Origin of the sequence: Bacilliculturomica massiliensis, from assembly GCF_900605495.1 — a bacterium.
Lineage (GTDB): Bacteria > Bacillota > Clostridia > Peptostreptococcales > Anaerovoracaceae > Bacilliculturomica > Bacilliculturomica massiliensis.
In genome coordinates this window covers 118,958-139,515 of the sequence record NZ_LR027591.1, presented here as the reverse complement: position 1 = coordinate 139,515, position 20,558 = coordinate 118,958, and the positions used below count along the sequence as shown (strand labels likewise).

Annotated in this window: 15 protein-coding genes and 1 other annotated feature; of the genes, 14 read left to right on the top strand and 1 reads right to left on the bottom strand. The window is 56.5% G+C overall.

Annotated features, from left to right (window positions below; all coding sequences use genetic code 11):
• Positions 1 to 192 precede the first annotated feature (192 nt).
• The 9 genes from E0E37_RS00995 to E0E37_RS00950 all read left to right on the top strand — a co-directional run bounded on the left by E0E37_RS00995 (position 193) and on the right by E0E37_RS00950 (position 13,261).
• A complete protein-coding gene (locus tag E0E37_RS00995; RefSeq protein WP_130861115.1) occupies positions 193 to 2,151 on the top strand; it encodes an N-acetylmuramoyl-L-alanine amidase in 1,959 nt (652 codons plus the stop codon).
• An 11-nt stretch (positions 2,152 to 2,162) separates the two neighbouring features.
• A complete protein-coding gene (locus E0E37_RS00990; RefSeq protein WP_130861114.1) occupies positions 2,163 to 3,017 on the top strand; it encodes a 4Fe-4S binding protein in 855 nt (284 codons plus the stop codon).
• A 429-nt stretch (positions 3,018 to 3,446) separates the two neighbouring features.
• Entirely contained in the window at positions 3,447 to 4,940 is a 1,494-nt protein-coding gene (locus tag E0E37_RS00980; protein ID WP_207302896.1) for an extracellular solute-binding protein, read from the top strand.
• On the top strand, positions 4,937 to 7,987 hold the full coding sequence (locus E0E37_RS00975; RefSeq protein WP_130861113.1) for a bifunctional diguanylate cyclase/phosphodiesterase: 3,051 nt from the start codon (positions 4,937 to 4,939) through the stop codon (positions 7,985 to 7,987). The genes E0E37_RS00980 and E0E37_RS00975 overlap by 4 nt, the downstream gene beginning before the upstream one ends.
• Positions 7,988 to 8,054: 67 nt before the next feature.
• Positions 8,055 to 8,304 (top strand) — a binding site (T-box leader).
• Positions 8,305 to 8,548: 244 nt separating this feature from the next.
• The gene (gene trpB / locus E0E37_RS00970; protein ID WP_130861112.1) at positions 8,549 to 9,742 is read left to right on the top strand and encodes a tryptophan synthase subunit beta; all 1,194 of its coding nucleotides are present in this window, start codon (positions 8,549 to 8,551) and stop codon (positions 9,740 to 9,742) included.
• Positions 9,735 to 10,511: a tryptophan synthase subunit alpha gene (gene trpA / locus E0E37_RS00965; protein WP_130861111.1), complete on the top strand. Its 777-nt coding sequence runs from the start codon at positions 9,735 to 9,737 to the stop codon at positions 10,509 to 10,511. Before trpB ends, trpA begins: the two co-directional genes overlap by 8 nt.
• Before the next feature lie 137 nt (positions 10,512 to 10,648).
• Positions 10,649 to 12,166 (top strand): VanZ family protein, encoded by a 1,518-nt coding sequence (locus E0E37_RS00960; RefSeq protein ID WP_130861110.1) that lies wholly within the window; start codon positions 10,649 to 10,651, stop codon positions 12,164 to 12,166.
• Between the two features lie 29 nt (positions 12,167 to 12,195).
• Positions 12,196 to 12,387, top strand: a complete 192-nt coding sequence (locus tag E0E37_RS00955; RefSeq protein WP_130861109.1) for a hypothetical protein — start codon at positions 12,196 to 12,198, stop codon at positions 12,385 to 12,387.
• A gap of 292 nt (positions 12,388 to 12,679) precedes the next feature.
• The gene (locus E0E37_RS00950; protein WP_130861108.1) at positions 12,680 to 13,261 is read left to right on the top strand and encodes a flavodoxin family protein; all 582 of its coding nucleotides are present in this window, start codon (positions 12,680 to 12,682) and stop codon (positions 13,259 to 13,261) included.
• Between the two features lie 96 nt (positions 13,262 to 13,357).
• Here E0E37_RS00950 and E0E37_RS00945 read toward each other — a convergent pair whose 3' ends face one another.
• Positions 13,358 to 14,428, bottom strand: a complete 1,071-nt coding sequence (locus tag E0E37_RS00945) for a branched-chain amino acid aminotransferase (protein WP_130861107.1) — start codon at positions 14,426 to 14,428, stop codon at positions 13,358 to 13,360.
• A 337-nt stretch (positions 14,429 to 14,765) separates the two neighbouring features.
• Here E0E37_RS00945 and E0E37_RS00940 point away from each other — a divergent pair, with 337 nt between their 5' ends.
• The 5 genes from E0E37_RS00940 (at position 14,766) to E0E37_RS00920 (ending at position 20,379) form a co-directional block, all read left to right on the top strand.
• Positions 14,766 to 15,344, top strand: coding sequence for a PspC domain-containing protein (locus E0E37_RS00940; protein WP_130861106.1), 579 nt, complete (start codon positions 14,766 to 14,768; stop codon positions 15,342 to 15,344).
• Between the two features lie 180 nt (positions 15,345 to 15,524).
• Positions 15,525 to 16,121, top strand: a complete 597-nt coding sequence (locus E0E37_RS00935; RefSeq protein ID WP_130861105.1) for a LysE family transporter — start codon at positions 15,525 to 15,527, stop codon at positions 16,119 to 16,121.
• A gap of 162 nt (positions 16,122 to 16,283) precedes the next feature.
• The gene (locus tag E0E37_RS00930; protein ID WP_130861104.1) at positions 16,284 to 17,375 is read left to right on the top strand and encodes an alanine racemase; all 1,092 of its coding nucleotides are present in this window, start codon (positions 16,284 to 16,286) and stop codon (positions 17,373 to 17,375) included.
• Positions 17,376 to 17,390: 15 nt separating this feature from the next.
• A complete protein-coding gene (locus tag E0E37_RS00925) occupies positions 17,391 to 18,818 on the top strand; it encodes an MFS transporter (RefSeq protein WP_165445143.1) in 1,428 nt (475 codons plus the stop codon).
• 58 nt (positions 18,819 to 18,876) lie between these two features.
• Positions 18,877 to 20,379: a sigma-54 interaction domain-containing protein gene (locus E0E37_RS00920; RefSeq protein WP_130861102.1), complete on the top strand. Its 1,503-nt coding sequence runs from the start codon at positions 18,877 to 18,879 to the stop codon at positions 20,377 to 20,379.
• Positions 20,380 to 20,558 lie beyond the last annotated feature (179 nt).

The window sequence follows — 20,558 nt, the reverse complement described above, 5'->3', positions numbered from 1 at the left end:
ATACAAAGGCCGGCAGGTCAGAAGACCAGGCGGACAGTTCAGAAGCCCAGCGGGTCAGAAGTCCGGCAGGTCAAAAGGCCGGCAGATCAGAAGATCGGCAGGTCACAAGATCGGCAGGCGGACAGGCGGACCGCGTGGGGCGCAGGGATCAACTGAGGGATCGATAAAAGCGAGTATGGGGGAATTGGGAAGATGAAGGGAAAGAAAGAGATGGTAAAGAGGATCGCGATCCTGGCTGCGGCAGTCTGTTTTCTGGGGCAGTTTCCTGGTTGCGCGCTGGCGGCGGATTCGACGGGACAGATGGATCCGGCGGTGGTCAGCACCGGCGAGGCGGCGGTGGGCGCGAAAGCGGCCGTGAAGGCGGCGACCTATGAAAATCCTCACGATATCATTATTCAGGCGCCGGAGCTTAATTACAGCACCACGGCCAGACAGATCAGTATCTATGGGGCCTGTGATTACGATTACCCGCTGTATTTGAACGGCAAGCAGATCGAGACGACGGAGAAGGGTTTCTTTGCACAGTACGTCAGTTTGGATGTGGGTAAAAATACATTTACGTTTACCAATAACGGCAGGAGCAAGACTGTGACGGTCACACGCAAGCAGGCGGGGACAGGGGGCGGAGGCTCTCAGACGAAGGTCAATATCTGGGGAGCGGGCGTTACGCCGAAGTACGGCACTGTGACGGGCCACAATATCTCCCGCATGGCTTCGCCGGGGACCGACGGGACAAAGCTGCTGACTCCGCTGGCAAAGGGCACGGTGGCTCAGCTGACGGGGGACGCGGGCAATCTGTACCGGCTGTCCGACGGCACTTTTGTATATAAGAGCAACATCAAGGCTGCGGAGGGTACTCTGGCGGCTTCTAATATTTCGGAGATGAAGTTTGTGCCCATGACGGATAAAAACTGCACGGAACTGTGGCTGAGGATGGACCAGAACGCGCTTTACAGCCTGGAACCGGTGGAGGGACAGAATCGGGCGTCGCTGATCCTGTACAACACGAAACAGAATGGGACGCTGCCGGAGATCACTTCCAATAAGATACTGAAGAACGTCACGGTGCTGGCAGATGGGAAAGGCGGAAGCAACGGGGCGAATACCATACTGAGTTTCAATTTTCGGGACGGAGCGCCGGTAAACGGGTATTATGCGGAATTTGAAGACGGCTACATGAAAGTGGGATTTAAGCACAGTCCTGTACTCAACGGCAGAGATCTGACTGGGGTGCGGGTCCACATCGACGCGGGACACGGCGGAACGGACACTGGGTCGCTGGGGGCTCCCGGGGTCTTTGGACCGATGGAAAAGGATATCAACCTGAGTATCGCGCTGGGGATCCAGAGCTATCTGGAGGGCAGGGGAGCTGCCGTGCTGATGACCAGAACGGACGATACCGCAGTGGGGCTTTCGGAGCGGGCGTATCAGGTGGCCATGGAAAAGCCGGATCTCTGTCTTTCTGTCCACTGCAATTCGATGCCGGTGACAGCGGACTACAACAACGCCAAGGGAATGCTGACTTTCTATTCGCTGGATCACGAGAAGGATGCGGCCATCATTAATGAGGCGATCACGCAGAATATGGGGATCGGGTCAAAAACGCCGCGGCACAGCAATCTGGCCATGACGCGGATGACCGGCTATCCGTCGGTGCTGTTTGAGACTTCCTTCATGTCCAACCCGATGGATTATCAATGGCTTATCCAGCGCAGCACGCAGGAACGATTCGGTGAAGCGGCCGGCAAGGCGGTGGAGACATATCTGAAGCGCGTGGGCGTCATGAAGGATGTCACCGTACTGGTTAACGGTTCGGAGCTGGAGATGGATCAGCCGCCGGTGCTGAAGGAAGGACGCGTGCTCATACCGTTCCGCGCTGTTTTCGAGGCGCTGGGCGCCGAGGTGGGATGGGATGGAACATCCCAGACCGTGTCCGCCGAAAAAGACGGGACGGAGGTGCTCATGACCATCGACAGCAAGACGATGACAGTGAAGGACGCTCAGGGTACGCGGTCGGTCGAGCTTGACGTGCCTGCGCAGATCGCCAACGGGCGGACGCTGGTGCCGGGCAGAGCGGCGGCCGAGGCGCTGTCCGCTGCGGTGGACTGGCTGGATGAAAGCAGGACGGTTACCATAACACTGGAAAAGTAAAGGAGGAGAATATGGGTCAAAAAAAAGTGCGCGCGGCTTATTTCAGCGCTACAGATACAACGATGCGCGTCGTGACGTTTCTGGCGGACAGAATCAGCGCGGAACTGGGGCTGGGACCGGCGGAGGAGCCCTTTGATTTTACACTGCCCCGGAAAAGAGCCCAGGGGAAGGCGTTTTCCAGCGACGAGGCCGTCGTTTTTGGGGTTCCGGTATACGCGGGACGGGTCCCTAACGTACTGTTGAAATTCTTAGCTGAGATCGCGGGAAACGGTGCTTTGGCGGTGCCGGTAGTGCTTTACGGAAACAGGAATTATGACGATGCGCTGATAGAACTGAGAGATATACTGGAAAAAGACGGATTTCACACCGTGGCTGCGGCTGCCTTTGTGGGAGAGCATTCCTTTTCCCGGATCCTGGGAGCCGGCCGGCCGGACGAGGCTGATTTTGCGCTGGCCGGGGAGTTCGCCCGGGAAGCGGCGGGGAAGCTGCGCGCCGTCTGGGAAAAGAAGGAGAGCGCAGACGGGAAGGCGTTTGAGCAGGGACCGGTTCCGGTCAGGGGAGAGACGCCTATCCGCGGATACTACCAGCCCCGCGACCGGAAGGGAACGCCCATCGACATCCGCAAGGTACTGCCAAAGACCGGGCCGGAATGTACGAAATGCGGCCTGTGCGCGCGGCTGTGCCCCATGGGCTCTATCGATCCCGAAGACGTGAGCAGATACACGGGGATCTGCATTAAATGCGGGGCCTGTATCAAGAAGTGTCCGGAGAATGCCCGGTATTACGACGATGAGGGCTACCTCTATCACCAGCATGAGCTGGAGGAGGGCTATACCCGCAGGGCGGAGCCGGAATTCTTTCTGTAGGGCGCCGACGGAGGGGAAGCGGGCGGCTCTCGCCGGCGGGCCGGTGGATCTTTGCAGACGATCCGGCGGATAAAACGATTATCGCTATTAAGCGATAAAATGGACGAAAAATCGACGGCAGACAGCCAATGGACAGCGACAGAAAGCCAATGGACAGCGGCAGACAGCAGACGGAGCCAGGACGACAGCGAAGGGCAGACAGCAGGCCGCAGGCTGACTGGGGCATCACAGCGCCAAGGGCATCAGATCGCCAGAGACGGCGGGCGGCGGGCCGCCCGGTCAGGTATCGACAGAATTCAGCGGCAATCGTTAATATACGATCATCAGGGCCCGGCGGCAGATAGGCCGGGCCGTATCCGGCGAAGATCCCGACGAACCTTTTAGGGGCAAGGGAGCGTTGCGTTGGGTTGAAAGTGTGGGGAAATCGATATGATAAGAAGAGTTGCAGGCGTTTTGCTGGCAGGTATTTTAATGTGTTCCGCGGCGGTTATGGGTGGCTGCGGAAACGACAGCGCGGGAAATCCGGACAAGGTGAAGCTGGATCCGGAAAATCCCGTGACGATCAGCGTCTGGAATTATTATAACGGCGAACAGCAGGACGCCTTCAACGGGCTGGTGGATGAGTTCAACAGCACGGAAGGGCGGGAGCGCGGCATATTTGTGGAGACCTACAGTCTGGGCAGCGTGGGCGAGCTGGAACAAAGCGTTCTGGACGCCGCGGACGGGAAGGTAGGAGCATCTCAAGTACCCAATATTTTTGCAGCTTACGCCGACACGGCCTACGCGGTGGACCAGCGGGATCTGGTGGCGGATCTGATGCCTTATTTTTCTGAGAAGGAGCTGGATCGTTTTATCGCCAGCTATCTCAATGAAGGAGAGTTTTCCGGAGCGGGTACGCTGAAGATTTTTCCGGTGGCGAAATCAACAGAGATTCTGGTGCTGAATAAGACGGATTGGGATAAATTTGCAGAGGCGACAGGCTGGAAACTCTCTGAGCTTTCCACGATAGAAGGCGTTACACGGACGGCGGAGGCGTATTACCGGTGGACAGACAGCCTGACTGCGGAGAAGAACGACGGAAAAGCATTTTTTGGCAGAGACGCCATGGCAAATTATCTCCTCCTGGGAGCCAGGCAGCTGGGAACGGAGATCTTTACCGTGAAGGAAGACGGCTCTGTGGAACTGCATTTTGATCGGGACGTTATGAAAAAGCTCTGGGACAATTATTATGTTCCTTTTATAAATGGGTATTTTGACGCTTCCGCCCGGTTCCGCAGCGGCGACATGAAGACGGGGAGCATTATCTCCTTCGTGGGCGCGTCCTCCGGGGCAACCTTTTTCCCCAGCTCTGTGGTGGGCGGAGACGATGATCAGGACGAATATCCCATTGAACTTTTGGCCTTGGAGTGTCCCAAGTTCGAGGGGGGAGAGGCGTATGCGGTCCAGCAGGGAGCGGGCATGGTGGTCACAAAGTCCGAACCGGAAAAGGTATATGCTTCCGTGCAGTTTCTGAAGTGGTTTACGCAGGATGAGAGGAATATTCGCTTCTCGGTGGCGTCGGGTTATCTGCCGGTGACGAAGGCCGCCAACGACGCGGAGCTGATCACGGAGTACATAGGATCCGACGGGAGCATGATGGATTCGATCCTGCAGGTGTCCGTAGACACGGTGATGAAAAATAAGCTGTATACGCCGAAAGCTTTTAAAAATGGGACGACTGCCAGAAATGTACTGGAGACGTCGCTTTCCGGCCAGGCCGCGGCGGACCGCAAGCTGGTAAGACAGAGAATCGAGCAGGGGATGACGCTGGAAGAGGCGTCCGCGCTCTATCTCCAGGACGATAATTTTGATCGGTGGTATGAGAAGACAAAGACGGAGCTGGAGGCTGCCATCGGCAGCGACGGCGGCGGAGGAATACAGTGAGGCCAGCAAAAGCCAGTGACACAAAATCCGCAGGCAGATCGATCTACATCAAGATCCTGATCCCGGTCTGCGTTCTCGTGTTGATAGAGAGCCTTCTGCTTGCGGGAAGCATATTCGGCGGCGGTCTGACGGGCAGGTTGAATCAGAACGCGCGGGATATTCTCGGCCAGAGGGTTTTGAATCGAAAAAGCTATCTTGAAAATGAAATGATCAACAGCTGGTCTCAGCTGGATCTTACCGTGCGGCAGATCAACGAAAAGACGGAGGAATTGACGGCGGCGGGCCTGATCGATCCGAAAAGGCTGGATCAGGACACGGAGGGAAGCGCCAGGCTGCTGAATGACATCACAGGCGAGATCATCTCCATGATGCGAAGCTGCAGGACTACCGGCGGATTTGTGGTGTTCAGCAATGAGATCCCCATCGTGACCGGAGCGGACGGGGAGACGGGGGAAGAACTGCGGCTGCTGAAAAGCAAACCGGGTCTGTATTTCAGAGATCTGGACCCTGCGTCAAGTCCTTCCTATGACAACACGGATCTTCTGCTGGAGAGGGCGCCCACGTCGGTGGTACAGTCCATCAATATTCCCATGGACAGCGGGTGGTCGCCGCGGTTTGAGTTCTCCGAAGGATCGGAGCAGAGTTATGAATTTCTCACGGTTCCGTATCAGGCGGCCTGCGATGAGAAAAACCAGGGGATCGGTTATAAGGATCTGGGCTACTGGAGCGGCCCCTTTGTGCTGAAAGGGGACGTGCGTTCTGCGATCGCTTATTCCGTGCCGCTGATCCTGAGCGACGGGACAGTGTACGGCGTAGTGGGCGTGGATATCACGCTGGATTATCTCAACAGGATCATTCCTTATGGGGAGATCGCGGAAGACCAGAAGGGTTCGTACATTCTGGGGGTGGAGCGTCAGGGCGGGAATCTCTTTGACAACGTGCTGATCAGCGGTCCGATCTACCGGCAGGCCGGAGGCAGGGAACAGACGACGAAGGTGCTGGAAAACGGCAAAGACTGCCGGATCGAAAAGGACGATCAAAATTTCTGCTGCGCTGTGGAATTTCTCAACCTTTACAATTCCAACGCTCCTTTTTCCGATCAACGGTGGGCGCTCATCGGCGCGGTGCGGGAACAGGATCTGTTTTCCTTTTCAAACAAGGTCACCGGCAATCTCGTTCTGGGCGTGCTGTTCTCCCTTATGATCGGCGTTGCGGGATGTTTCCTGGTCAGCCGTCTGATCTCCCGGCCGGTGGAGACGCTGATGAGCGAGATCGGAGTCATGAATGTAAAGAATGCGGTGAAACTGCGCCGGACAGGGATCAGGGAGATCGACAGTCTGGAAGAATCCATCGAAAATCTCAGCAGGGACGTCATCGACGCCGCCACAAAGTTTACCCAGATCGTAGAGCTGGCCAGCGTAAAGATCGCCGGATTCGAGATCCGGAGGGATCAGGAGAAGCTGTTCATCAGCGACGGCTTCTTCGAGGTCTTCAACATCAGGGGAATCGACACCTGGACCCTGGACGTGGAAACATTCGCAAAAATCATGTCCGGGCTGGGGAAGTACGTGCAGAGGGAGGAAGAGAACGCGGATCAGATCATATTCCGCATTCCGGACGGCGGGGAACCGATCTTCGTCAAGCTCAAATACGTTGACGACGGCGTGCGCTGTATCGGACTGGCCGAGGATGTGACGCAGTCCATGCTGGAGCGCGACCGCATCGCCTACGAGCGGGATCACGATCTCCTCACCGGACTGATCAACCGCAGGGCTTTTGCCAGGATCATGCACGAGTTGTTTGAAAAAGAAAAGGATGCTCTGGGGATCGCGGCTCTGGTCATGCTTGATCTGGATAATCTGAAACAGATCAACGATACCTTCGGTCACGAGTGCGGGGACAACTATATACAGAAAGCGGCCGAATGCTTCGTATCGTCAGTTCCGGAGCGCACGGTGGTCTCCCGTATCTCCGGCGACGAGTTTTACCTGTTTTTCTATGGATATAAGAGCAAAGAGGAGATACGGGAGCGGCTGGACCGTCTGACGCAGTCCATTCGCAGCGAGCAGTTCGTACTGCCCAACAGAAGGTCGCAGCCGGTGGCGGCGTCGGGCGGGATCGCATGGTATCCTGACGACAGCAGCGATTACGGCGAACTGCTGAGGTATTCGGACTTTGCCATGTACAAGGTAAAACAATCTGAGAAAGGCGCGATGAAGGAGTTTGATCTCGGCGTATACAACCGGGAAGCGTATCTGAGTCAGAACCGCATCGAGCTGGCGGAGCTCATCGATCAATCGCTGGTACAGTATTATTTCCAGCCTATCGTCAGCGCAAAAGACGGAACTCTGTTCGCCTACGAAGCTCTGATGCGGGCCAATATGCCCACGCTGCACACGGCGTCTCAAATTCTGGAGCTGGCCAGGGCGGAGGGAAAGCTTGCTCAAATAGAAGAACTGACGTGGCGGTGCGCCATGGAGACATTTATCCAGTGCGTGGAGGCGGGGAAGATCCACAGAGACTGCCGGATCTTTATCAACTCCATCGCCAGCGAGACCATGACGGACGGGCAGCTGCTGGAGTTTGATGAAAGGTACAGGGGCTATCTGGACCGCATCGTGCTTGAGATGACGGAGGAAGAGCGGCTTGACGAGGCCGGCATGGAGATCAAAAAGCGGAAGGTCAGGGAATGGCGCGCATCCATGGCCCTGGACGACTACGGGAGCGGTTACAACAGCGAACGCATGCTGCTGCTCCTCTCGCCAGCTTTTATCAAGGTGGATATTTCCATCATTCGGGGGATCGACGAGGACCTGGACAAACAGAAGATCGTGCAGAATATCGTATCCTATGCCCACGAGCGCCAGATGTTTATCGTGGCGGAGGGCGTGGAGACCTCAGCGGAAGCCGCCGCGGTGATCTCCATGAACGTGGATTACCTGCAGGGTTACTGGATCAGCAGACCGGAACCGGAGCCTCCGCAGGTGGGAGACGAGATAAAACAGCAGATATCGGCGATGAATTCAGGATCGTTTCTTGACAATTGACGGCGATGGGTCTATACTGTATGTCATTAAAGCAATAGGGCGGCGAGCTTCGGCGGACTGCCTGAAAGAAAAACCGATGAGCAGGGAGAGTACGCAGAGGGCGATATGACAGAGAGCCGACGGGTGGTGAGAGTGCGGCGATAGAAGAGTCTGCGGAATGGGCCTGCGAGGGCAGCTTGAAACCAGAGACATGGGAGTAGACGCTGACGGGGATCCCGTCCGTTATCAGTGGGATGCGTATGGATGTGCGCAAAAGGAGTGGACGGCTCTGCCGTCAATTTGGGTGGTACCGCAGAAGTTCAGCTTTTGTCCCTTTGAGGAGGGGCAAAAGCTTTTTTATTATGTAGGAAATATGGCCTTTCTTTGGCGATATTGGCGGAATGACATAAAAGCCTGCATTGTGAAGGTGAGTCCCCAGGGCGAAAAAGGCTGCGAAGGAGACTTTTTTATGAAGGAAACATGGCGGGAGAACTTGACGAAATAACAGAGAGGATCGGGCTGCTTCTGCGCAGCGCCGCGGGACCGGCGAACAGGTCCGTTGAAAATGACAGGAGGGTTAAGATGACAGAAGAGAAAAAAGGAAGATTCGGCCCCTATGGCGGGCAGTACATACCGGAAACGCTGATGAACGCGGTACGGGAATTGGAAGAGGCCTACGAGCATTACAAAAATGATCCGGATTTTCAGGCGGAGCTTGCGGATCTGTACCGAAATTACGCGGGAAGGCCGTCGCTGCTGTATTATGCGGAGAAGATGACCAGGGATCTGGGAGGGGCGAAGATCTACCTGAAGCGGGAGGACCTGAACCACACCGGTTCCCACAAGATCAATAACGTGCTGGGTCAGGTGCTGCTGGCAAAGAAGATGGGCAAAACGCGGGTCATCGCGGAGACGGGCGCCGGACAGCACGGCGTGGCTACCGCCACGGCGGCCGCTCTGATGGACATGGAGTGCGAGGTCTTTATGGGCAAGGAGGATACGGAGCGTCAGGCGCTGAACGTGTACCGCATGGAGCTTCTGGGGGCCAAGGTCAACGCGGTGGAAAGCGGCACCATGACCCTGAAAGACGCGGTCAACGAGACCATGCGGGAGTGGACGCGCAGGATGGACGATACGCTGTACGTGCTGGGTTCTGTCATGGGGCCTCATCCGTTTCCCACCATCGTGAGGGATTTTCAGAAAATAATCGGAAAAGAGATCAGGGAACAGATATTGGAAAAGGAAGGAAGGCTGCCCGACGCGGTGGTGGCCTGCGTGGGGGGCGGAAGCAACGCCATGGGAGCCTTTTACGAATTCATACCGGATACTTCCGTGCGTCTCATCGGCTGCGAGGCCGCCGGACTGGGCGTGGACGATCCGAAAAACGCAGCTACCATGGCCAACGGTACCCTGGGAGTTTTTCACGGCATGAAATCGCTGTTCTGTCAGGATGAATACGGCCAGATCGCGCCGGTATACTCGATCTCGGCGGGGCTGGATTATCCGGGCATCGGACCGGAGCATGCGGAGCTGGCGCGTACAGGCCGGGCAGAGTACGTGCCGGTGACAGACGACGAGGCGGTGGACGCGTTTGAATATCTTTCGCGCACAGAGGGAATCATACCGGCAGTGGAGAGCGCCCACGCGGTGGCGTACGCCAGAAAGCTGGCTCCCTCCATGGGAAAAGATCAGCTGCTGGTCATCAATATTTCGGGCCGGGGAGACAAGGATGTGGCGGCCATTGCAAGATACAGAGGGGTGAAGATCGATGAGTAGAATCGGAGAAGCATTTAAGGACGGAAAGGCGTTTATCTCGTTTGTGACGGGCGGCGATCCCACGCTGGCCGTGACACAGGAGCTGATCCTGGCTATGCAGGAGGCGGGAGCCGATCTCATCGAGATCGGGATCCCCTTCTCCGACCCGGTGGCGGAGGGGCCGGTGATCCAGGAGGCCAACGAACGGGCGCTGGCGGCGGGCTGTACTACGGACCGGCTGTTCGACGCGCTGGAGGGGATCAGGGACAAAGTGAGAGTGCCGCTGGTTTTCCTCACCTACGTCAATCCGATCTTTACATATGGAAAAGAGGCCTTTATGAAACGCTGCGTGGAGGCGGGAGTAGACGGGCTGATCGTGCCTGATCTGCCCTATGAGGAAAAGAGCGAGCTGAGCGGAGCCTGTGAGGAATACGGCGTAGATCTGATCAGTATGGTGGCGCCTACGTCCAGAGAGCGTATTTCCATGATCGCCTCGGAGGCGAAGGGTTTTGTCTACTGTGTTTCTTCTCTGGGAGTCACGGGAGTGAGAAGCGAGATCAGGACCGATGTGGGCGAGATCGTGAAGCTGGTCAAAGAGAGCACCGACACGCCCTGCGCCATCGGATTCGGCATCGCGACTCCGGATCAGGCGGAGAAGATGGCACGGCTGGCGGACGGGGCCATCGTCGGCAGCGCCATCGTTAAACTGGTGGCAAAGCACGGCGCGGATTCCATCGGTCCGGTGGCCGATTATGTGAGAGAGATGAAGGCCGCGGTACGCCGGGCCTAGATCCGGGAAGACTCCGGCGGGCAAGGCCGGCTGGAAATGTCCGGCGGGCAAGGCTGGCGAGCAATATCCGGCGGGAAAGACTGGAGTGAAAAAGGCCGGCGGGCAATGTCCGGCGGGGAAAGGGGGCGAGGAGGAATATGGAAATTTATCTGGTGCCGATCAAGAGCGCATTTGTTGCGTTTCCGTTTATCGCCCTGCTCTTTACGCTCCCCTATATCGTGACGCAGTATAAAAGGTTCGGGGCCATTCCCTTCTGGCGGTCGGCGATCATGTACACGTTTATTCTGTACCTGATCAACATGTACTTCTTCGTGATCCTTCCGCTGCCTCCCGCGGAGGAGGTGGCAAACTACACGGGGCCGGCCATGCAGCTGATACCCTTCCAGTTTGTCAGCGATTTTATTAAAAAGTCCAATTTTAATATCACGGATCCCGGCACCTACTGGGCGGCGGTCACGGATTCCACTTTCTTCGTGGTGCTGTTCAACATGCTGCTGTTCGTGCCGCTGGGGATCTATCTGCGCTATTATTTCAAGTGGAGCTGGAAAAAAACGCTGGCGGCGTCTTTTGGCGTCAGCCTGTTCTTTGAGCTGACTCAGCTTTCCGGATTGTACGGCATCTACCCGAGACCTTACCGGCTCTTTGATGTGGATGATCTGATGCTCAACACGCTGGGCGGTATGGAAGGGTATTGGATGACGCCGGTGATCTGTCATTTTCTGCCGTCCAGAGAGCGCATCGACGAGATGGCGTACGAGAAGGGAGAACGGGTGCCGCTGCTGCGCCGTTTTCTGGCCCTGGTTCTGGATTGGATCACGCTGTTCTTTTTTGCCGGAGTTCTGCGCGTAGGACTGCATGTGTTGGAAAACCTGCTGCCTGCGGTGATGGGAAGAGCGCTGGAATGGATCTTTTCCGGCGCCGTCGGAGCGGCGGTCCTGCTGACCCTGTATTTTGGCGTGCTGCCCTGGGCCACAGGAGGCTATACCTTCGGCAAGTGGTTTTTCCGTATGAAGATCACTGACGAGGAGGGCGGGGAGCCGAAGTTTTATCAATATCTGGTGCGGTACGGCATTTTATATTGTCTCATCATCTTCGGTCCTTTTCTGGTGATCGGCTGCTTTTATCTGGCTACGGTGGTGCCCACGCTGCTCAGCATCCTGCTGGCGCTGTTGGTCCTCTTTGTGGGCGGGATCTGGCTGCTGTTCCTGTGGGAGTCGCTGCTGCAGCTCTTCGGGCGGAGGCAGGATTATTTCTACGGCAGATTCAGCCGTACGCGGGATAAAAATATGATCGTGCCGCGGAAGAGAAGAGGAGAAAAGCGGCGGAAAACAGACGATCATACCGCAGGAGACGGTAAAGCGGCGGAAGGGGAGACCGCGGGAGACGGCGAGGCGAACATGGATGCGGCAGGAGACAGTGGAGCAGAGGACGCGGAGACCCCGGATGCGGCTGGAGACCGCGAAGGGGCGAATGTGGATGCGGCAGGGAGCGGCGGAACCGCCGCAGGCGGCGCTGAGTCCGCAGACGGGGCCGGCGGCAGCTTCGGGTTTGCCGGCGGCGCCGGAGCCGGAGATGGAGATAGAGCTGGAGTTGGAGCTGGAGTTGGAACAGGCCCCCTGAAAGCCAAGGAAGCAGATGGAGAACACTGGGAATAATTACGGCGAAGACGGCAATAATAGCCAATATGAAGAAATTTACCTGTGACTGTATCAAAGATCAGTTTAAGAATTCAGACGAGGTCTATGTTGATTTTGCCGAGCAATCCCATGCGGAAATCTTGTGCATCTACCGGCCGAAGGAGAAGGTGACGCTGCGGCGGATCAAGCTGGCCCCGAATTACTGCCCCCAGTGCGGAGCGAAACTGTCGGACTTCTGATGCGCAGGCGCGCGGAAGCGAGAGGATCCGACCGAAACTGAACAGGAAGAACGATGAAAGGGAGCGCAGCGGAAGAGAAGGCCGGGGCGCTCCCTTTCTGCTGTGCGTTCGCCGATTTTTACGCAGGTATTTCACAGTGACCGCGGCGAGATCGCCGCAGGGCGGAAATTTAATCAATATGTGGTGGAAATCTGAGTCCCCAGGAGTTATACTGATCCGGTCAGAGAAATGAGATCCGCAGTGCCCGGTACAGGGGCCGGCGGGAAATGAAGAAAACGCGGAGGTAGATTTTATGAAGGTATGCATTTTGATGGGGAGCCCGAGAAAGAACGGGAATACGGCGGCGCTGCTGGAGCCTTTCTGCGATGAATTGACCGCCGGAGATCACATATATGAAAGGATCTGGCTCTGCGATCGGAAGATCGCCCCCTGTACGGCCTGCCGCGTCTGTCAGCGGGACTGGTCGGAATTCGCCTGCCGGATCCGGGACGATATGCAGGAGATCGCAGGGAAGGTACTGGAAGCCGACCTTCTGGTACTGGCTTCGCCTATCTATTCCTGGTATTGTACGCCGCCCATGAAAGCGCTGCTGGACCGGCTGGTGTACGGCCTGAATAAATATTACGGGGAGAAAAAGGGACCGTCCCTGTGGGCGGGAAAGAAGACGGCGCTGATCACCACCTGCGGCTACCGGCCGGAAAAGGGAGCCGATCTGTGGGAGGAGGGATTCCGCAGGTACTGCAAGCATTCGCAGCTGGAATATCTGGGCATGCTGGCGGAACGCCATCTGGGATACGATACCGTGTTCATGGACGGGGACAAGGCCGGCCGCGCCCGGGCGTTTGCCCGCAGGCTGTTCCGGGCGGCGGAATAACAGAGGTCAGGCTTCGGCCGCTTCAGAGATCAAAAGACCCCCGCAGGGTACCGGATGTCCGGTGCGATGCGGGGGTCTTCTATATTTTGCAGGATGCTATTCCACCTTCATGACCCAGCCGTGGGGATCGGGCAGCATGCCCAGCTGGATGCCGGTCAGCGTGTCGTAGAGCTTCTGCGTAAACTCGCCGATCTCACCGCCGCCGATCATGATGTTTTTGTCTCCCCAGCGAAGCTCGCCGACGGGGGAGATAACAGCGGCCGTGCCTGTGCCGAATACTTCCTCCAGCGTGCCGTTCTGGGAGGCTTCGTAGACTTCTTCGATGGTCAGGGAGCCTTCCACCACCGGCACGCCCCAGTCCTTGCAGAGGGCGATGACGGAATCTCTCGTGACGCCGGGCAGGATGCTTCCGTCCAGATCACGGGTGATGACTTTTCCGCCGATCTTGAAGAAGATATTCATGGAACCCACTTCCTCGATGACGCTGTGGGTCGCGCCGTCCAGCCACAGGACCTGGGAGTAACCGTTGGCGTGGGCCTCCTGCTGCGCCTTCATGCTGGCGGCGTAATTGGCGCCGGCTTTCGTGTGTCCCAGGCCGCCTTTGATGGATCGTACATACTGATCCTCCGTCCAGATCTTAATGGGATTCAGACCTTCCGGGTAGTAGGGGCCGCTGGGGGAGAGGATGATGACGAACAGGTAAGAATCGGATACGTCCACGCCCAGCTTGGCGTCCGTTCCAAACATGAAGGGACGGACGTAGAGTGAGGTGGCGGGGGCGTCGGGGATCCAGTCCGCGTCGATCTTGATCAGCTCTTTCAGCGCAGTCAGGAATACATCCTCCGGTACCGGAGGGATACACAGGCGTTCCGCGGTCATGTGAGAGCGTTCTATATTCTTGCCGGGGCGGAACAACAGGGGCGTGCCGTCAGGCCCTTTGTAAGCTTTCAGCCCCTCGAACATCTCCTGACCGTAGTGCAGGACCACCGCTGCCGGCGACAGCATGATGTCTCCGTAGGGAACGATGCGGGCGTCGTGCCACCCTTTTTCTGAGTTAAAATCCATCAGAAACATATGGTCTGTGTAGATCGTTCCGAATTTCAGCGGATCGTCTGCAGCCGGCTTCTGTTTGGGAGCCGTGGTTTTCTGTACTTTTATATCCAACATTTCGCCTACCTCCTTTTTCCTATACATAACCCGAAATGTCATCCTGGGCGGGAGGAGGGCGCAGGCTTCGGCATTCCGCCGGCAAAGCTGCCGGCGGATGGTGACCGGAGGACGGAAACCCTTTCCTTCCGCAGAGGCGTTGTTATTTAATAACATAAACATTAGAAAAATTATATATAACTGCAACAAAGAAGTCAAGCGCAGTCAGGCCTATAATTGTACGCAATTTGTAATGTTTTGTCGGCTGGAATAGTGGTATAATGACCGCAGCGGACCCGTGCAGGGACTGTGCGGCGCGGAGTCACAGATCAGGGTAGTCAAAAGGAGAATAAGGGAAATGAATAAAAAAATCTACAAGTCCAGAGAGGACAGAGCTATCAGCGGCGTGTGCGCCGGGCTGGCCGAATACTTTGACATCGACGTGGTCATCGTGAGACTTCTGATGGTGATCTTCTGTTTCATCTCCTTCGGCGTGGCGCTGGTGGCGTATATCGTGGCCGCCGTCATTATTCCGGAGGAACCCACGGTGCGCATGAACGACGGCACGAGACGGCCGGTATACGAGACGACATATGAAGAGAGGACGGAAAATGGACAGACGCGGGCGGCGGCCGGCGCGGAGTTTAACACCGGAGAGGGTGAGAGCGCCGGCGGCGCTGCCGACGGAGGAACGGCCGGACCCGGAACCTTCGGATCGGAAAGCGGCGGATCAGGATGGGGCGGTCCGGAAGGTCCGTTTCAGAAAAAAGAACCGGCGCCGCAGAGAAGGTCCTCCGGAAGCTGGGTCGTGGGCCTGTTGTTGATCGCGGTGGGGGTCTACCTGATCCTCGATTGGTTTTTCCCGTGGGTCAGCTGGAGACTCCTGGGGGCGCTGATCATGATCGTGCTCGGCGTTATGGTTCTGGTAAAGAAATAAGTCTGCGGGAAGCCCCCGGGGACAGCGCGGTCCGGCGCTGTCCCCCCGGGGCTTCTTTTCATAAAGACCGGCCGCAGAGGGCTCCGTCTTCTTGACAGTCAAATGTGCAGGTGATACCATGGACAGCGTACAGATCTTGTCAACTGAAGGTATCCATCGCTGAAGGAGAAGACGCAGTCCATGCCGAATTTTGCCGCATTTTTATCCTATGTTATCGTATCCAATGTGTCTCCCGGGCCAAACGCCGTTCTGTCGATGTCCAACGCCGGGAAATACGGATTAAGAAGAGCGCTCCGGTTTAATCTGGGGATCGCCGCCGGCGTTTTTTTCTTGCTGCTTCTGTGCGGCGCGTTCAGTCTGACGATCCTGACCGTGTTTCCGCAGATCCAGCCGGTTATGATCTGGGCGGGCGCGGGATATATTCTGTGGCTGGCCTGGAACGTGGTGAAAAGCCGTCCGGAGGGCGGCCAACAGGAAGAGGCCGGAAGAACGGCGGGAGACCGTCTGTTTCTGCACGGCGCTCTGCTGCAATTTGTCAATCCCAATTCCATTCTCTACGGAATATCTGTATTTGCGACCTTTATCATTCCCAATTATAGATCGCCGGCCGCGATCCTGCTGTTCTGCGCCTTTCTTTCTCTGGCCGCGCTGGCGGGCACAGGCTGCTGGACGCTGTTCGGTTCTTTTTTTCACCGGTTTGTGGGGCGGCATGTGAAAGCGGTCAATCTGATCATGGCGCTTCTGCTGGTCTGCTGCGCCGTGTCGCTGATCATTTGACGGCGGCGGCCGCGACTTGTTTTTCTTTTTCCCCATGAATGTGAAGGAAGGGCAAAATTGATTTTTGGCATTGATTTTGCTATATAAAAATGATATAAGAGTGGTGAAACGGCTGTGAAGATGTGGACAGGGCCGGCGCATAGGCGGCAGAAGGAGATAACAATGGAGACAAGGTACCCTGTGCTGGAGATCGATCTGAAAAAACTGAGGCAGAACGCGGAGGAAGTGGTGAAGCGATGCGGGGCGGCCGGCATTCAGGTGGCCGGCGTCATCAAAGGGTTCAGCGGATTTCCGCAGGCGGCGGAGCAGCTGGAACTGGGAGGATGCAGTCAGATCGCCTCTTCGAGACTTTCGCAGCTGGAGGAGGTGAAGGCGTATGGGCTTCACGGTCCGTTTATGCTGATCCGGATCCCCATGCTCTCTGAGCTTCCGCGGCTGGTCAGGACGGCGGAGTACAGTCTCCAGAGCGAGCGGACGGTCATCGATGCGCTGGAGAAGGAGTGCGCTGCCCAGAATAAGACTCACAGCGTGGTGATCATGGCGGATCTGGGTGACCTGCGCGAGGGCATGTGGAACAAGGACGAGCTTTGCCGGCTGTGTCTGTATGTGGAACAGGAGTTATCTCATGTGAAGCTGGCGGGTATCGGCACGAATCTGGGCTGTTACGGTTCGATCAAGACAACGCCGGAGAAGATGGAAGAACTGGTGGCTCTGGCTGGACGGGTGGAGGCGCTGATCGGGCGAAAGCTGGAGATCGTCTCGGGGGCGTGTACGCCGGCGATCGTGCTGGTCCACGAACACCAGATGCCGCCGGGAATGAATCACGCGAGGATCGGGGGCGGTATGATCCTGGCGCGGGATATGGAAGATAATTTCGGAATGTCGTTTGATTATATACATAAGGATGCGTTTACGCTGAAGGCGGAGATCGTGGAGGTACAGACCAAGCCCAGTTATCCGGTGGGCGAGATCTTTGTTGACTGTTTCAGCGAGGGCGGCCATTACGTGGACCGGGGCATGCGGAAGCGGGCGCTGGCGGCAGTGGGAAAGGTGGACTGCTACTCCTTCGATAAGCTGATCCCCAGGCTCCTGGGCGTGGAGGTCATCGGCGGAAGCAGCGACCACACCATACTGGATATCGAAGAATGTGAGCAGGAGATACAGGTGGGGGACGTGCTGGAGTTCGATCTGTGTTATGCGGCTATGGTATTTTTGTCTTCAGCGCCGGATGTGACCGTGCGCTGTATCGAATAGGGAAAGGTGTGCGCATTGAAAAAGGGAATCAGTCTCAGGCTCAGCCTCGGATACGCCGTGGGCGCTGTGGGGGAAGCCGGTTTTTATCAGTTTGTGACAGCGTTTCAGCTGGTCTTTCTCACCGGAGTGGTGAAACTTTCTCCGGGACTGGCGGGGACGATCACGTCTCTGACCATCCTGATGGACGCGGTATGCTCCGTTTTGATTGGCAAGTTCTCCGATCAGCTGCGGGGACGGTTTGGACGGAGACGGCCGTTTATACTGTTTGCGGTGTTTTCGATCCCGATCACCATGACGCTGAGCTTTACCACGATCCATCAGTCCACCGCCGTCATGTTCGTTTATTACACGATCATGGGCGCCCTGGCCTGGACCGCATACGCCGCTTTTTACATTCCGTACACGGCGCTTGGGGGAGAGGTCGCCACGGATTATAACGACCGCATCAGGATCAGAAGCCTGAACCGGATCTTCAACATCATCGCCAATTTTTTCGCTACGGTTCTGCCGCTGACGGTGATCCAGTTTCTCATGGGGATGGGGATCGGCGAGACCTCGGGATGGTTTTATTTCACGCTGGTATTCGGCGTTTCCATAGGGCTGGGGCTTTTCATCTGCTGGTGGATGACAAGGGGTTCGGAGCCCTGCGCTGTGGAGACGGCGCCGGGAAAGGAGGTGCCGAAAAAGGAAAGTCTGCTTCTGGTGTTTCGGGATTTCTGGCAGCTTCTGCGCATTAAGTCCATGACCATCCTCATCTCGGCGAAGGTCATGTTCATGGTGGCCTTCACCTTCTACACCTCGGGCCAGGTATTTTTCATGCAGTACCGGCTTGGTCTCAGCGGCGAAAAGATATCGGCGGTGTACCTGATCTCGGTGATCGCTTCGGCCGTCTACACGCCGGTCATCTCCTGGATGGCCATGAAGCTGGGCAAGCAGCAGGCGGTCATTATCTCCATCTGCGTTTCCGGCGTTTTCGGAATGGGGTTTTACGCCGCGGGGATCCACAATTATTTTACGGCAGTTCTGTATGTGATCGTGTTTATGTTTGTACAGTCCAGCTATTGGCAGATCAGCAACGCCATATTTTACGATATCACGGAGGTGGACGAGTACGTGTACGGCAGTCGGAGAGAGGGCGGCATCGCCGCGCTGCAGTCCATCGCGGGAACGCTGGCGGCGGCCCTTGGTCTGCAGCTGATCGGATTCTTTCTCAATGCGGCGGGGTTTGACGCCAATCTGGCGGTGCAGAGCGGGCGGGCCATGACGGAGCTTTCGCGGATCTTTGTGCTCTATCCCAGCATCGCGTTGATTTTGAGCGCGGCTTTGCTGTATACTTATCCTGTCAGCAGGAGAAGATTTATAATGCTGCAGAATGTCATCGAAATGAAAAAACAGGGCGAGGATTACTCTGCCTACGAGGAAGAATTGAACAAGCTGATCTGATAAGGTCGATGAGAAACGGCGGCAACGTTCTACGAATATCTGAAAACGAGGTTTTGGCATGATAAATATAGGCAATATGAAGCTGAACAGCATCGACTACCTCTTGCTGGTAAACAGGGAATTTACCGTGGTCTACTGCTCGCGCTTTGACAGCCGCATCGATCCTTTCGCGGGAGACCGGGAGTTATCGGACTACGTGGACCGAAATTTCTTCGAGGTCTATCCCACCGTGCAGAAGGAGCACAGCTCCGTGCTCCGGTGCATGACTACCGGGGAGATCATCGTAAAAAAGAAGCAGAGTTTCCGCGATTTTACCGGCAAATTTTTCTGTACCAATAACATTACGGTCCCTGTGATCCGAAAAGGCCAGATCATCGGCGTGGTGGAGATGATCAAGGACGTGACGGTCATCGACAACATCTCCGGAGAGCAGGTGTACGACAACGGCGATTTTGACGAACTGGCGGAGAACATTCGCCGGGAGAAGAACGCCATTACCTTTGAACAGATCCTCACCCAGAACGAGACCATGCGCAAGAGCATCGAACAGGCCAAGGTGCTGGCCCGCTCGCCCAATCCCACGCTGATCTACGGGGAGACGGGCACCGGCAAGGAGATGTTCGCCCAGGCGATGATCCAGTACAGCGGCATGCCTAAAAAGAAGATCGTGGTGCAGAACTGCGCGGCGGTGCCCGAGGGACTGCTGGAATCCATCCTGTTCGGAACGGCCAAAGGCGCCTACACCGGCGCAGAGAACCGCAGAGGACTGTTCGAGGAAGCGGACGGCGGCATCTTTTTTCTGGACGAGCTCAATTCTCTGCCCATTCACGTGCAGGGCAAGCTGCTGCGGGTGCTGCAGGACGGAACCTTCCGCCCGGTGGGATCCAACACGGAAAAGCGCGTCAATGTGAAGATCATCGCGGCCATGAATGTGGACCCGCTGCAGGCCATCGAGAAGGGAATGCTGCGCAAGGACCTGTTTTACAGACTTTCCAGCGGTATGATCTACCTGCTGCCCCTGCGGGAGCGTCCGGATGATATTCTGTTCTATGTGGAGCATTATCTGAAAGAATTCAGCGAGGTATATTCAAAAAACGTGACGGGGATCACGGAAAACCTGCGCACCGTTTTTCTCAACTATCACTGGGACGGAAATGTGCGGGAGCTGCGGCATATTATCGAATCCATGATCAGCGTGCTGGACGACGGGGTCTCGGAAACGCTGGACGTCAGGCAGCTGCCGGCCTATCTCTACGACCGCATCGGCAAAAAAGAGGAGGGAGAAGCGCGGAAGTCCGCGGCTCAGACTGCGGCCGGGCGGGAGGAAGCTGCGGCGGGGATCGTGCGCATACCGCCGGAGGAGGACGAAGAGCTGAAGGCGCTGCTGAATCTGAAAAAGTCTCTGGAATACACCGAGCGCGAACTCATCGAGAAGGCGCTGCGCTACACGGGGGGAAACAAGACCAAGGCGGGCGCGCTTTTGGGAATTCCCCGGCAGACGCTGAAATATAAGATCGACAAATGGAATATCTCGATGGATGAGATCCTGCGCAGGCAGTGACCGCAGGAAAGAGGGCGTCTGTGAAAACGGGCGACAGAAAACTGGCGAAAATGCCTGGCGCGACAATAATTTGTCGAATGAAATGTGGGCGAGCGACAATTTCCTGTCGCACGTCCTTTTTTATACAGGTTTTCGTATGAAGGATCGTTGAAATATCGACTTTTTCGATGGTACAAGCA

Excerpts from the sequence above, each read along its gene's own strand:
- E0E37_RS00930 (WP_130861104.1), top strand. The coding sequence starts at position 16,284 with ATGGAGACAAGGTACCCTGTGCTGGAGATCGATCTGAAAAAACTGAGG.
- E0E37_RS00980 (WP_207302896.1), top strand. The coding sequence starts at position 3,447 with ATGATAAGAAGAGTTGCAGGCGTTTTGCTGGCAGGTATTTTAATGTGT.
- E0E37_RS00945 (WP_130861107.1), bottom strand. The coding sequence starts at position 14,428 with ATGTTGGATATAAAAGTACAGAAAACCACGGCTCCCAAACAGAAGCCG.
- E0E37_RS00940 (WP_130861106.1), top strand. The coding sequence starts at position 14,766 with ATGAATAAAAAAATCTACAAGTCCAGAGAGGACAGAGCTATCAGCGGC.
- E0E37_RS00935 (WP_130861105.1), top strand. The coding sequence starts at position 15,525 with ATGCCGAATTTTGCCGCATTTTTATCCTATGTTATCGTATCCAATGTG.
- E0E37_RS00920 (WP_130861102.1), top strand. The coding sequence starts at position 18,877 with ATGATAAATATAGGCAATATGAAGCTGAACAGCATCGACTACCTCTTG.
- E0E37_RS00955 (WP_130861109.1), top strand. The coding sequence starts at position 12,196 with ATGAAGAAATTTACCTGTGACTGTATCAAAGATCAGTTTAAGAATTCA.
- trpA (WP_130861111.1), top strand. The coding sequence starts at position 9,735 with ATGAGTAGAATCGGAGAAGCATTTAAGGACGGAAAGGCGTTTATCTCG.
- E0E37_RS00950 (WP_130861108.1), top strand. The coding sequence starts at position 12,680 with ATGAAGGTATGCATTTTGATGGGGAGCCCGAGAAAGAACGGGAATACG.
- E0E37_RS00960 (WP_130861110.1), top strand. The coding sequence starts at position 10,649 with ATGGAAATTTATCTGGTGCCGATCAAGAGCGCATTTGTTGCGTTTCCG.
- E0E37_RS00995 (WP_130861115.1), top strand. The coding sequence starts at position 193 with ATGAAGGGAAAGAAAGAGATGGTAAAGAGGATCGCGATCCTGGCTGCG.
- E0E37_RS00990 (WP_130861114.1), top strand. The coding sequence starts at position 2,163 with ATGGGTCAAAAAAAAGTGCGCGCGGCTTATTTCAGCGCTACAGATACA.
- trpB (WP_130861112.1), top strand. The coding sequence starts at position 8,549 with ATGACAGAAGAGAAAAAAGGAAGATTCGGCCCCTATGGCGGGCAGTAC.